We start from the raw sequence: 13,018 nt of genomic DNA on the forward strand, positions 1-13,018 counted from the left end.
AGTAACTAAATATAAAATGCTTCTTGTTCCAGTCTAACATGATTTTCAAGCATATAATCTATCACGTCTGAAAAACATGTATTAAAATTTGAAGCCTTGTAACTTCTCAACTGCTTTTCATAGGACTTACTAAAATCTAATGTATAGTCTAACTTAGACATCAGACTTTCAACATCCATCTTATAAGGTTTCACCTTAATAAACTTAGACAGATAGTCATAGATTCTAAAACCGCCTAAATCAATGTCTCCAAAGTGATAAGCATCTACCTTGTCTACATCTAAGAGTTTGAGAAACTGACGTGTACTTTTACCAAAGAAACCACCTAAATAAATAACCAACTCGTCATCGTCCGATGTTTTTATATACTCATAATAAACAGCTTTGTTTTCAATCGTCATTAGTTTCTTGGCATCTACTTTCATCCATTCAATATGTTTGATGGTTTCACGGTTAATAGATGTACCATACTTAAATACGCTTAAATCTATCTCATGATCTAGTTTCATTCTCAGAGGACCTTTTATGAAAAGTTCTGTTGGATTCTTTACAATACCTATAGACTCAAGAAGTTCTTCATCTTCAACTTGTAGGTCTGAGTAAGCCTTTAAGATAGAAACAGCCTTCGATCTTACATGTTTTTCAAAGTATTTAGAATCAGAATAATACTTTAGACTGTACATACGCTCAGTAATCTCGTCAATTTCATCAAGACTCTTAATAAAGATAATCATGTCATTTCTTATCATTTTATCATCAGGCCAAAGTCTATGAAACCTACCAGTATTTAAACACTCTTTGATATCACTAATCAAAATGTCTTTATATTGCCACTTACAGGCTTCTAAAACCAGTAAATCATCACTGGCTTGATCAAGCCTTGTATGTTTAGATTCATATTTATACATTTTGTAGATTTCATCTAAACAATCAATATTAAGAATAAGTTTTTCTAAGATATTGTTTTTTTCATACTTCTGCCACTGAACACTTATAAAGTGTTTAGCCTGTAAGTTATAGACTGCTTCATGAATCTGATGCTTTTTATCATAGGAATCATTGTAACCCTTAATCTCACTGGCCTTAATTGTAATGGCACGATTAGACGGTCCAGAAAAAGCCTTTGATTTCTCATATTTAGCTATTAGTTTTAATATCAGTTCTTTTTCTAATGTCATTGTATACTATCCTTTACAATATCGTATTCTCTAATAGCAGCCATATGATCACTTCTAAGCACACACAATGTTTTATCTGCATGTGGTGCAATATTGGCGATTTTTTCTGTCGGCGCAGAGATTAAGGCTTGGAAATTCATTTCTCTAAGTAACTTAAGAGACTCTTCAATACGCTCATGGTCCATCTTAGAAAATGCCTCATCAAAAATAATCATACGCATGGTATTGTTGTTTCTTGGATGATGAATACGGTATATCTTAGAAAAAGATGCCAATACCGATATATAAAATGGTGTTTGCGTTTCTCCACCTGATTTTTTAGATATCATTTTAGACAAGTGTTGTTCTTCTCCTAGTGCATTGGTAACAACCAAATCAAAGTCTAAGTAAGTTCTGTAATCTGTATACTTTAAAATATTCTTTTCCATCTCTTCTCTTTCATCAAGAGACAAACCACCCTCACCTACATCAACAATCTGTTTAAAGAGTTCATCAATAACATCTTTGTATTTCATTTGAAAATCATGACTAAATAAAGAATAACCTTCCATCAATGTTTTATCCATGATCATATCATAGTACTTTCTGTAATAGGCATTTGGCTTAATAGAAAACTTATACTTGTCCTTACCAAACTTCGGATTCTTTAAAACGGTATTTAGCTCTTTGATCTGTCCAGTCACATCATCAATGTTAGACTTGAGTTTAGAGATAAAGTCATCTTGGAATTCCTGCATGGCTTTTTCTTTAGCAGAATCTATTTGCTTCTTGAAAGAAGGCAGTTCTGTATCTTTAAGCTTATTTAAGAATGCTGTGTATTCATCGTTGTTTTCAGCAAATGGACCAAAGTCCCTAAGATAGTCTTTGTCAAAACTTGATCTAGCTATATGAAGATCTGACTCTAGCTCATGTACTTTATTAATGGAACCACTTAACATCCTAGAAAAGTTTTCTATGATTTTTCTTGCATATAAAAGACGGTCAAGTTCCTGATCAAATCTTTTAAGGCCTGTATTTTCAATGTAATCTGCATCATAAGAATCATAAACCTTTTGACTTGATATATGAGTTTGATTTTCAAGCCTAGGCAGTTCATGAGTATTTAATCTTTCCAGTTCATGTTTATCGGCAATATTTTTGCCATCTAAACTTCTGATTTCCTTGTCTATAATGCCGCGTTTTAACTGTAAGTCTTGGATCTCATTTTGTAATAGTAGAATGGATGACATATCAATCTTTGAAAGCTTATCTTCTAAGTCTTTAATCGCTTGACTTAACTCACCTATGGTATCTAAATCGAAACTCGACTTATCAAAGTCTTCAATTAACTCATCATCGATGACTTTCAGATTCACCATTTTGCCAAGATAAGATAAATCTTCTTTTGCACTAGAATAAACTTCTTGAAGGTCTTTCAAGGCTTCTTGTCTAAGTTCCAATTGATTTTTAACAGCCTGTCTACCAATGTATGGCACCTTGTATGAAGATGGATTGAGCTGTCTTGCAACATAGTTTTTATAAAGCATACATGTATCTGTAATTGATATTTTATGATTTCTTATCTCTGATACATCCATACACTTGATAACACCACCTAAAAGATAGTCTATATAGGCTCTAGCATATTTATTGGATGCTTCAATTTCCTCAGCTAATGAAGGTGATTTGACTTTCAAATTTAAGTTCATAATCTTTTCAATATCCACCAAACCAACACCATATATGGCATGTTTAAACTTAAAATCATCATATATTTTAAGAGCATCCAAATAATACTTAGGCTCTACAATCAAGTAAAACTTTTGCGTGTTTAAATAACCCTCTATGGCATCTTTCCATCTAGGATTTTTTATCTCTATAAGTTCACATAAAATATCAACTGGGATATCTTTATTGTACTTGCTTTTAAGCGACACTTGAATCAAGTCTCTAAGTCTTGTTATAGAAGGATTGTAATCTTTTATACCAGACTTTAGATTCTCAATGACCTTCTTGTGTAATATGATTTCTTTTTCTCTGTTAACTTGAAGGATACGTAAATCATGATACTTTGAAGTTAAATCATCTTTTACTCTAGATAACTTATCAGCAACAATAGGAATATCAAAGTCTAAGTCATTGTCCTTAAGCTTAGCAAGGGCCTGGTCAATATCTAGTGTCAAATCTTTATAATCAGAACTTAACCCCGCCTTCCACTGAATGAGTCTACTAAGTAGACGGTCTTTAACTTTCTGAATAGATTCATCTAACTTACTTATTTCGTTTTTATGAGCATTGATTTCTCTTTTGTACTCCTGTTCAAGCTTGAAAGGTTCATACTCTGTCAGTTGGATATTCTTTTCAGTAATCTTTAAGTCCAAAGTCTCAATTTCTGTTTCTTTATCTCTAATAAGTGCTTGCACTTTTTTAGTCGACGCTTCCAAATCACCAATTTGAAGATTACAATCACTTAATAGGTCTTCATTATTCTTAAACTCAGAATAGTCGATTAAAAACTGATACAAGTACTTTTTAGATACTTCACTAACATACTCACCATAGATATTTTCAATAACTTCTAAGTCCTTTACCATCTTTTCTATTTCATCAACTTGTGAACCCAGACTCTCATAGTGTCTGATATTGTCTTTCATATCTGATATGTCTACATGACTATTGGCATCACAAATAAACTCTGTGATAAATTTTTTAATATCTGTAATTGGTGAAAAAGGTACAGCTTTTTTAAATAGAGAAAAATATTTGCTGTTTATCTGGCCCATTTTAAATCTTAAATTATCTCTATAAAGCGTATTAGTATCATAAAAAGTATGTTTGATATTATGGTTCCTAAAATATGATTTAACTTCTTGACGACTCTTTACATACTTATCTTTTATAAAGAGGTCATCAGGAATTGACGTGTCTGCTATGTAAAACTTATGATCAAACTTGTCACCAACGACGTCAGCAATAAAGCCAATAAGAAAATACTTCTTGATTTCATCATCAAAGACTTCCATGACCAAATGAGACGAAAAATCCTTGTTTCTTAAATAATTAAAAGTGGTATCATTGTCTGATAACTCTCCTTTTAGATAACCAAGTAGTGTTCTCTTAGATTTATCATTGGCAGCCTTGTTAAAATAATGGCCTGAAGTATCACCAAGTAATAAAAGCTGCATGGCATCAATTAAAGTGGACTTACCCGAAGCATTTTTACCTGTCAGGAAGTTAATAGATTCAAACTCAATCAATTCTTTATGTATATAATGCCAATTTAATAAGAGCATTCTTCTAATATGTTTCATCGTCGTACTCCTCACCTTCACTCGTAATCAATCCTAGTAATTCATTGATCTTAGCGTCTGTTAAAATGAACAAAATCGTTGGGTAAATAATCAGCTTGGTTTCAGCTGACGACCAAATTCCTGCTCCTTTGTCGATGACCCTAAACTTACTGAGCTTTCTTAAAACTGTCTCTATATCCTTTGCAGATGGTTTTCTTTTAAAAACACCCACACTTAACATACGATTGATTAGATCATGAACTGTAATCACAACTTCCGACTTAAGTGAAAGCTTTTCTCTTTCTTCATCATAAATGAGCCTTAAAACCAATAAAAATATGGTGGATATTTTGTTAAAAGTCACTTTGTTGTATTCAAAGACATTAGTCACATAAGCTACGCCATACTTGTTATCCAAACTGAGTTGCCAGCCTGAGTAATCCAGATAATTCTCAATCATAGACTTATTTCTTTCGATAAATCGATAATCATAGTTACTTCTCATAATCTTATCTTTTTCTACATAGACATCTCTTAAAACATAATTCTGCAAAAGCAGCTTGTTCACAACTTTTTTGAACTCTTCTTTATCTTTTACACTTAACTTGTCATAATATATATCAAACATCATTTGCCTTTCTTCTTAAACACCATATCCGGTATGATGTAATCATCTTTTATCACACGGTCTTCTTTAAACTCAAGCTCGTAAAATGAATCTTTGTCATCATGCTTCAATGCACTCATAATAAGCTTAATATATTGGTCGTCGTCAACGAGCTCTATATCACTAGAATGCACTTCATCAGATTCTTTAAATAAATCTTTCATATAAGCCATAATCTTCTTATTAGAATAAGATGAATCGATGTGACTCTTTAAGTCTTCTATCTCTTTTGTAATATCTAAATTTTCAAGCGACAAGACTTCAAGCTCACCTGTCTTTCTCTCAATAATCTTTCTCGGTTTATACAAAGACTGTGAAGTTAAGTTTGATACAGATGATACATTAAAGACATCATATGATGATATATCATTTGAAGATATATCCTGAAGGATTCTTACAAGTTTGCCTTTAATAGAACCATCCACATTTAACATGTAATCCATCCTATCAACAGTTGCTTTTGTATAAGCAGTATTCTTTTTATCAATTATAGAGAGCATACCATCTACCTTATGGTACTTATCAATGATTTCTTGCATCATAAAGATAACTTCATTATAAGCGCTTGATTCATCAAAGTGTTTTCTTTTGACACCATCTTTTACAATCTGGTCTAAAATGACATCATCAATAAGCCAAGCATTTAAGAGTTCTATAATAGGCGCTTTGAATCTAGGAACAGAATCAAAGGTTTTCAAAGGATGATAGATCTTATCTGCAATGGTTGATTTAAACTCATCAAAGTGCTCCTTGGCAATCGCTTTAATGGATATATGGTCACTTAAGTTCTTATGATAAGACTTGATGTTGTTAAGAAGCGTCTTTAACTTTTTCATCAGCTCTTCAGTATTGTTATAGGCAGCTACTAAGGCAGAAAAATAATCACTCTTCGTTGTATCAGCCATTTTAAGACCTGAATAGGTTGTATACACATAGGTATTGTATTCAATGACCTTGCCATTAACAACCGTATCGATGGCTTCCATAAAGATCAAGGCATACTCTGGTATGATGATGTATTCTTCAAAGTCATTTTCACCATACTCATACTCTATCCATTTGGTTTCAGCCAATGTATTTATTATCAACCTAGAAAAGCCATTGTAGGACTTGTCATCTTCTTCGTCAAACTGATAGATGTCATACTGGTCAGAAAGCGCATCACTTAACATAGCTATTAAAGATGATTTATCAATCCGCCACTCTGTCTCAAATCTCTTATACAAAAGCATCAGCGCTTTTACATATATTCTTTTGTTCTTACTTGTTAGTGGAGAAAACAAACGCTCTCCGGTTTTATTATATAAATCCATAATTCCTCTTATTTCAATTCGTCTAGACCTATTATAACATACTTTTAGACCTAGAAATTACCTAACATTAAATCTATATATTTCCAATCGTATGAGTTTATGTTAAAATTTTATCATGAGTATAGAAAGGACTAATCATGATACAAAGAACAATGATTTTTAAAAAGAAAGACAATCCTGATGCATATAAAAAAGTAAGAGAAATCATTAACAATAACTCCTATGGAAAACCATTTTTTTATGAGTATGAAATTCTATCAGATACAAGTAATATGACACTAGAACTGTTACAAGTTGATTTAGGCATAAGAAAAGACTATAACCTTTATTCACATAGTAAAGGCGATAAGAATCATCAAAGGTCAAATTACTTTACTGACGAGATGTTTTGCGATTATGAAACCTATCTCAACTTATCCAGAGATAAGAAAATCAACTACACGGTTTATACAAATGTTCACTACAAATCAGACAATCACTTTGATGAATATGCATTCTATGTATTTGATGATTCACATATGATCATTGAGTTAGATAGATCGGCTGATAGACACCTATTCAAGCATATCTACGGTGATCATTTTAAAAAGGCAGATACAGAAACAATTCAACATATTCAAGACCAATGGAGAAAGAAGTTCGATTAGTAAGTGACTAGGAGAAGACAGTGGCAATAACTAAAATAATAAACAAGGCAAACAACGAATTCATTTTTGAGAAAACATACAAATTCATTAAAAATCACTCCGAATACGAGCAAATACACCACTACGAAATAATCAGTAAAAGCGATAAAATCATACTTGAGTTACGCGGTCACTATGGTGAGGAAGCCAACTACTTTTATCTGGACAAAGTGCCTGCAAAAGAATACAAAAAAGATCCTTATGATATCCTAGCCCGCTTTGATAAAGTAACAGATAAAGAATCATTAGAGTTAGATCAAGAAACCTACAATCAGTTTTCCAGTAAAAAGAAGATAGAATCCAAGCTTATATGTAACGATAATCGAGACCAAAATGACAAAATGCTCTTAGAACAGGCATTCTTTATATTTGAAGACACCTTAATTGTAACAGCATTCAGAGAAGACCAAGAAGACTTGTTTGAAGAAATCTACGGTGGTGACTTTGTTACATCTTTAATTGACCTTGATGAAATCAACAAAAGCTTATGGCATCAAGCGTATGAATAGAATCAAAAAAACTCACCACAAACAGGTGAGTTTTCTATTACACTATTCAATCATTTATACTAATTGGTCTGTATGACAGCCATCACTTTTTCTGCAGGACTTACCTTTTGTAAGTAAAATAAGAGCAAGAGTGTCATCAGTTCAGCAACAGGAACCGTTAACCAAACACCTGTTATACCAAAGAATAGTGGCCATAAGTTGATACCGACAACAATCCAAAGGATACCTCTAGAAAATGCAATAGCTGCAGATTCTTTTGCACCACCAATGGCTGTGAAGTAAACTGAATAAATGATGTTAAAGGAGTTGGTTAGAAATGCTAAGGCATAGATTTTAGCACCAGCTGAAGCGATGGCTAAAACTTCTTTAGAATCTGCAAACATACCTGCTAAGCTTTCACCGCCAAATAACAAGATGGCACATATAGAAAGTCCGACTACCATGCCACTGATAAGACCGATTTTCATAATACTTCTAACTCGGTCATACTTTTCATGACCATAATTATATGAAATGATTGGACTCATACCATCTGCAATACCAAATATAATGGAGTTACCAAAAGTCACTACAAAAGAAATGGTGGTAAAGGCTGCAACACCATTTGGACCAATTCTTGACATAAACTCCAAGTTGAAGAGATAAATCGCAAGTGCACCTGCAGCAGAACCAATACCTTCAGAAGAACCATTATAAAGCATAGACCCTAATGTCGTCATATCAAAGTGTCCCTTAAAAACATTGATGGTATGCTCTTTCTTAAGCATAGGTCTTACCGTTACCAGGAAACCTGACATCATAGCAATACCCGTAGCCAGAGCTGCCCCTCTAACCCCCATATTCAAATACCAGATCAATAGAATACTTAAAGAGGTGTTAACACCTAACATAATCAAAGTCGCATGTAAATAAAGCTGTGGCTTGCCTACAATCCTATCTGCAAAACCTGTTAGGACCATCAATGGTGAAAATGCAACAAATAAGGAGATTGTCTTTAAATAGATAAGGACGTCATCCATTAATACATCATTTGCACCTAACCATACAGCTATGTTTTCTGCATTCAAATAACCTATTAAACCATAAGAAGTTGCAAATACAGTAATAACAATAAAGGCTGTTTTAAATGTATTCTGGGCAACTGTTTTATCACCTGAACCTAAGTTTCTACCGATGATGCTTAAGGCACCAAAAGCTATAACAAAGGAAAATGACATAGCCAGTCTTATATAAGGATTAACAATATTGACAGTTGCCAAGGCATTGGCACCTTCATGCTGTCCTAAAATCATACCAGCAATCAGAGCTTGTGATCCACTAATGACCATGGCCACAATTGCAGGTATTGTATATTTAATAAATAGAGTTGAAATCTTTTCTTTTCCTAATAATCTCTCACCCATAAGTAACTCCTTCTAACAAAAACGAAAAGCCCTGAACATCACTTCTCCCATATGTCCCTAATCGAAGTGAAATCCAGCGCTTATATAAGTTTAATCCCGGGGAATTAAACAAGCACACATATTCTTTAATTGACTCTAAATTATCATACTATATCATAGTTGTCAAATACTAAAAGTCATGATCAGTATATCCAATTTAATAAAGATCTTTAATCTCGGCAAATCAGAATATTCTAGAAAACAAATCTCCTCAAACTTAGTAGAGAAGTTACTTTACCTATTCGTTAACTGCATGATTCTTTATATATTCACGTAATGCTGAGTTCAAAAGTGTTTGATAACCAATTTTTTCTTCGGAAGCTTTCTTTTTAAAAAAAAGAATAATATCGTCATCTAAACGAATCGTTGTAGACTTCTTATGAGGCTTATAAAAACGTCCACGTACTCCTTGTGAAAAGTCATATTCATCTTTCATTTCATAATCATTTTTCGTACTCATATTGCCTCCTTTCATAACTTGTTGCACTTCTTGCAGATATAATTCTAATTATTTCATCGCCATCTTCGTCAAAATATAAGTGTGCAACAACTAAAATATGTTGTTCATGAGTTATACCAACTGTAATCAATCTTTCTTCAAAATAGCTGAATCTCTCGTCAAGTACACTTAATTGAAACGAATCAGAAAATACTTCTCTGGCCTGTTCAAAACTCACACCATATTTTTCTTTGTTGGTTATGTTCTTATTTTCATCCCACAAAAATTTCAAGACTACATCCCCCTAATTGAATTATACTACAAAGATTCAGTTTTGTTACTGCATTGTACATACACAACATGTTAGCTTTATCTACACAAATCAGAACAGGTATGGCTTTTCATTTTGAGATAATGCCTGCATTTAATGAAAGACGATAACTCCATGAATGTGGCCTTCAATACATGAAATATACACTATATTGTTCACTACTAAAAATGATCAATCATACACCACCAAATCATAGAGTCTCTGTGACCTTAATCACTTGTAAATCTATGCTATGAAACATCTAATTTTCAAGTAGTTTGATTTTATCTAAAAGAGGAGTTCTCATAAAATCGTCTTTTAGATATACAATAAGTTATATTGAACACATATCTTTACCTGATAAAATCTTTATTAACATGGTTCTGTCCTATTAATCTACATCCTCAAAAATTATCAAGTTTCTCATATAATACAGCTTATCAAAATAGGCTTTATATTGCTTCTCTTTAGTCCCTTTCTTAAAATCCTTCACACACTCATTCATTAGAAAACTCTGTTCTCTTAACCTAATGACGCTATCACTGTTAAAGAAGTTTTCACCTAGTTCAGTCATTTTAAAGCCATGTATCTTCAGATCAAGGTCTTGCTGTAATGGACCAACATCCTTGTATGAGTAATCTAATCTGATGTATTCCATATTGGTTAAATAATTCAGGTAGTCTAAGATTTTATCTTCTCTAATAAAGGTATAAACAGACTCGAAGCCATTTGATTTTAGTGCGTTGATAATGATCTTTAACTCCATATTTCTAAAAGCAGATTCACTAAAAAACTCACTTAAAATTTTCTCAAGCTTAAAGTTATCATACAGATCTACAAACTCTTTGAACTTTTTAAAATCACGAACAATGAACTGACCTTCATAATAATTAAAAACAAGGCCTCTATGACTCTCCTTATCAAATTCTAAAATGTTTATATCTGATACACTTTGGCAGGCAGTCCTCAAGCTATCAACCAGCTCGTCTCTAGAGATAGAAAGGATATCTAAGTCTCTTGCATACATAGAACATGCATGAATGCACTTAAGTAAAAGCTCTTCACTATCAACCTTACTTAGTAGATCTATCTCATCCAGTGTCTTTCTTCCATTATCTAATAGGTTTAATTCCACTATTTTAAGAGCCAAGATATCTTTATGAGCATTAAACTTTGTTCTATAATTACATTCAATGTGCTTAGAAGTAACAAGTGTTTTCAGACACCTGTTCAAATCATTTAAATAATGGACAGACTTAATACCAATCTTGTTGTCGATTAAAGCACTCCAAGTAGATACATTATTAGATGCCGTTCTCAGGACGGTCTCATAAAGCTCTTCTAAAGTCCTATAATCCATGACATTATTGATACTGTCAAATACCTCTTCTTCAGAATGATATTTTAGCTCACTGATAAATTGAAATGGATTACTGATATTTAGTTTTCTAGTCATTATATTGTAACTTGAAATACCTCTCATAATTGTTCTCCTTAGTCATTGTTAGTCTTAAGCTTTGTATAAAAGATTCCTAAACTCAGCATCATATATTAAGTTGATTGGAAAATGCCAAACTAACCCAGTGTTCACACTTTCAATAAAAGAACAAGTTAATCCATTGGTATAATTTCATCTGTTAATATAGATACTCTTTTTAAGGTTGGATACATGTTATCATCTGACGACCTGTAAAGTACCCAGTCTCCTAAAACACTGATGCCCTCTTCAAGTCTACCATAGCTCAACTGAAGTATATTTTGGTCTTTTAAATCCATTTTATATAGACCTTCATTTTCATTATATTTACCATCACCAAACTTGGTAAAGTAAAAGAATTGATCTACTTTACAATAATGTGATATCTTTTCATTCGAAAGTATATCTACTGTACCATCTTCGTTTAATCTAGAGAGTTTAAAATCATCACTTAGATAAAATATTTCATCATCCTCAATAATCATATCTCTAGTCTTAACATTAGAAAGAGTGGTTTTATCAGTACCATCAAGATTCATCGTATCTAAGTAACCCCGACCATCAAATTCATAACTATAGTAGATCTTATCTCCTGATATAGCAATATCAGATGCATCAACGTCACTTAATACTTGAAGATTTTCACCATTAAGCGTCATCCTACAGATGGCTTGATCAGATTTATATAATCTAATGAAATATAGCCACTCATCTTTAATATGTAGATCAATCATATACTTCTGAAGAGGAAGCTCAGTACTTTTATTATCAACCAGCTTATACCTAACCAGATTCTCTCTCAAAAAAACTAAATAGTCATCTACAGTATTTAAATGCCACATACCGTGTCCAGAAGCATTCTCAATGATTATTTCCTCATTAGAGAAATCCTTTTCAGATCTACATAATATAAGACCATCTTTTAGATAGTAATAATAATCGTCACTTTCTACAGCAAAACCACCAGTATTAATATTAGCTAGGGTATTACCCAGTTTACCATTAGTAGATATATCTATTTTTTCTACATTTTCAAGCTTAGTTTCATAAATTTTATCACCAACCTCAGAAAATATAGTCCAATCATCTAGTAGTCCAGTGCTTGGTAATAGTAGCAAAACAGTCGTTGCAAATACAAGTATATTTCCGATTAAGTTCTTTTTTCACCCATAACTATCCTACTTTCAATTCTAAGCTTACCAATAATTTTTTACATAGAAGTTTATTTCTTTATCAATCTTCATCACCAAGGTCTGGTCTGTTTTATTTTTTGATCTTCATAATTGATGTTTGGATCAGATACTTTATAGCCCCCACCACTAGAGATAATGATACTAAAACATAAAATAAAAGAAACAAAAGCAACTGCAAATATCAATATGTTAGTCTTGAAGATGATTTTCTTATCAATACTTGTTCTCATTTGTGAAGCATTTTCAGAGTTTTCAACACTTACAAGGTCCCTTGAAAAACTTACATGATGTTTCATACCAGATATTTCATAAGAAGCTCTATCAAATAAGTTAGAAGATAAGCTTAAATCTAAAATATGGTACTTAGAGTTTATTCCCTTCCCCAGTCGCTGTTTGTCAACTATGTTGTCGTGATTAACTGCTTTTAACTATACTTTTATCTTCTTTCTCCGGATTTAGATAAACTGTGTTATTTAAGTTCCAGTTTCTCGTTGGACCGCTCCATCGATTTGGGTTTTTAAGCTTTGCTGCTTCA

The 13,018-nt window shown here is 32.5% G+C and carries 12 protein-coding genes; 2 read left to right on the plus strand and 10 right to left on the minus strand.

Translation table 11 applies throughout. The features are described from left to right. Positions 1–5: 5 nt before the first annotated feature. The 4 genes from EZV73_RS26695 to EZV73_RS26710 are packed head-to-tail and all read right to left on the minus strand — an operon-like array spanning position 6 to position 6,427. Positions 6–1,178 (minus strand): Wadjet anti-phage system protein JetD domain-containing protein, encoded by a 1,173-nt coding sequence (locus tag EZV73_RS26695; protein WP_240843615.1) that lies wholly within the window; start codon positions 1,176–1,178, stop codon positions 6–8. Next, positions 1,175–4,468 (minus strand): ATP-binding protein, encoded by a 3,294-nt coding sequence (locus tag EZV73_RS26700; protein WP_240843617.1) that lies wholly within the window; start codon positions 4,466–4,468, stop codon positions 1,175–1,177. The genes EZV73_RS26695 and EZV73_RS26700 overlap by 4 nt, the downstream gene beginning before the upstream one ends. Further along, a complete protein-coding gene (locus tag EZV73_RS26705) occupies positions 4,455–5,078 on the minus strand; it encodes a DUF4194 domain-containing protein (RefSeq protein ID WP_240843619.1) in 624 nt (207 codons plus the stop codon). Before EZV73_RS26705 ends, EZV73_RS26700 begins: the two co-directional genes overlap by 14 nt. Next, positions 5,075–6,427: a Wadjet anti-phage system protein JetA family protein gene (locus tag EZV73_RS26710; RefSeq protein ID WP_240843620.1), complete on the minus strand. Its 1,353-nt coding sequence runs from the start codon at positions 6,425–6,427 to the stop codon at positions 5,075–5,077. The genes EZV73_RS26705 and EZV73_RS26710 overlap by 4 nt, the downstream gene beginning before the upstream one ends. Positions 6,428–6,564: 137 nt before the next feature. Here EZV73_RS26710 and EZV73_RS26715 point away from each other — a divergent pair, with 137 nt between their 5' ends. Both EZV73_RS26715 and EZV73_RS26720 read left to right on the plus strand, forming a co-directional pair. Continuing rightward, positions 6,565–7,074, plus strand: a complete 510-nt coding sequence (locus EZV73_RS26715) for a hypothetical protein (protein WP_240843622.1) — start codon at positions 6,565–6,567, stop codon at positions 7,072–7,074. Between the two features lie 20 nt (positions 7,075–7,094). Continuing rightward, positions 7,095–7,622: a hypothetical protein gene (locus EZV73_RS26720; protein ID WP_240843624.1), complete on the plus strand. Its 528-nt coding sequence runs from the start codon at positions 7,095–7,097 to the stop codon at positions 7,620–7,622. Positions 7,623–7,681: 59 nt separating this feature from the next. Here the strand turns inward: EZV73_RS26720 and EZV73_RS26725 are convergent, their stop codons facing one another. The 6 genes from EZV73_RS26725 to EZV73_RS26750 all read right to left on the minus strand — a co-directional run bounded on the left by EZV73_RS26725 (position 7,682) and on the right by EZV73_RS26750 (position 12,779). Next, positions 7,682–9,025, minus strand: a complete 1,344-nt coding sequence (locus tag EZV73_RS26725) for an MATE family efflux transporter (RefSeq protein ID WP_240843626.1) — start codon at positions 9,023–9,025, stop codon at positions 7,682–7,684. Between the two features lie 277 nt (positions 9,026–9,302). Then, on the minus strand, positions 9,303–9,524 hold the full coding sequence (locus EZV73_RS26730) for a BrnA antitoxin family protein (RefSeq protein WP_240843628.1): 222 nt from the start codon (positions 9,522–9,524) through the stop codon (positions 9,303–9,305). Further along, the gene (locus EZV73_RS26735; protein ID WP_240843630.1) at positions 9,508–9,795 is read right to left on the minus strand and encodes a BrnT family toxin; all 288 of its coding nucleotides are present in this window, start codon (positions 9,793–9,795) and stop codon (positions 9,508–9,510) included. The genes EZV73_RS26730 and EZV73_RS26735 overlap by 17 nt, the downstream gene beginning before the upstream one ends. 409 nt (positions 9,796–10,204) lie before the next feature. Then, entirely contained in the window at positions 10,205–11,296 is a 1,092-nt protein-coding gene (locus EZV73_RS26740) for a hypothetical protein (protein WP_240843632.1), read from the minus strand. 128 nt (positions 11,297–11,424) lie between these two features. Beyond that, entirely contained in the window at positions 11,425–12,408 is a 984-nt protein-coding gene (locus EZV73_RS26745) for a DUF5050 domain-containing protein (RefSeq protein ID WP_240843634.1), read from the minus strand. Positions 12,409–12,533: 125 nt separating this feature from the next. Further along, entirely contained in the window at positions 12,534–12,779 is a 246-nt protein-coding gene (locus tag EZV73_RS26750; protein WP_240843636.1) for a hypothetical protein, read from the minus strand. Between the last annotated feature and the right edge of the window lie 239 nt (positions 12,780–13,018).

The organism is Acidaminobacter sp. JC074, assembly GCF_022496765.1.
Lineage (GTDB): Bacteria > Bacillota > Clostridia > Peptostreptococcales > Acidaminobacteraceae > JABXKX01.

What these genes read in the sequence shown, in the direction of transcription:
- EZV73_RS26750 (WP_240843636.1), bottom strand. Translation starts at nt 12,779, where the DNA reads ATGAAACATCATGTAAGTTTTTCAAGGGACCTTGTAAGTGTTGAAAAC.
- EZV73_RS26695 (WP_240843615.1), bottom strand. Translation starts at nt 1,178, where the DNA reads ATGACATTAGAAAAAGAACTGATATTAAAACTAATAGCTAAATATGAG.
- EZV73_RS26730 (WP_240843628.1), bottom strand. Translation starts at nt 9,524, where the DNA reads ATGAGTACGAAAAATGATTATGAAATGAAAGATGAATATGACTTTTCA.
- EZV73_RS26700 (WP_240843617.1), bottom strand. Translation starts at nt 4,468, where the DNA reads ATGAAACATATTAGAAGAATGCTCTTATTAAATTGGCATTATATACAT.
- EZV73_RS26710 (WP_240843620.1), bottom strand. Translation starts at nt 6,427, where the DNA reads ATGGATTTATATAATAAAACCGGAGAGCGTTTGTTTTCTCCACTAACA.
- EZV73_RS26725 (WP_240843626.1), bottom strand. Translation starts at nt 9,025, where the DNA reads ATGGGTGAGAGATTATTAGGAAAAGAAAAGATTTCAACTCTATTTATT.
- EZV73_RS26715 (WP_240843622.1), top strand. Translation starts at nt 6,565, where the DNA reads ATGATACAAAGAACAATGATTTTTAAAAAGAAAGACAATCCTGATGCA.
- EZV73_RS26740 (WP_240843632.1), bottom strand. Translation starts at nt 11,296, where the DNA reads ATGAGAGGTATTTCAAGTTACAATATAATGACTAGAAAACTAAATATC.
- EZV73_RS26705 (WP_240843619.1), bottom strand. Translation starts at nt 5,078, where the DNA reads ATGATGTTTGATATATATTATGACAAGTTAAGTGTAAAAGATAAAGAA.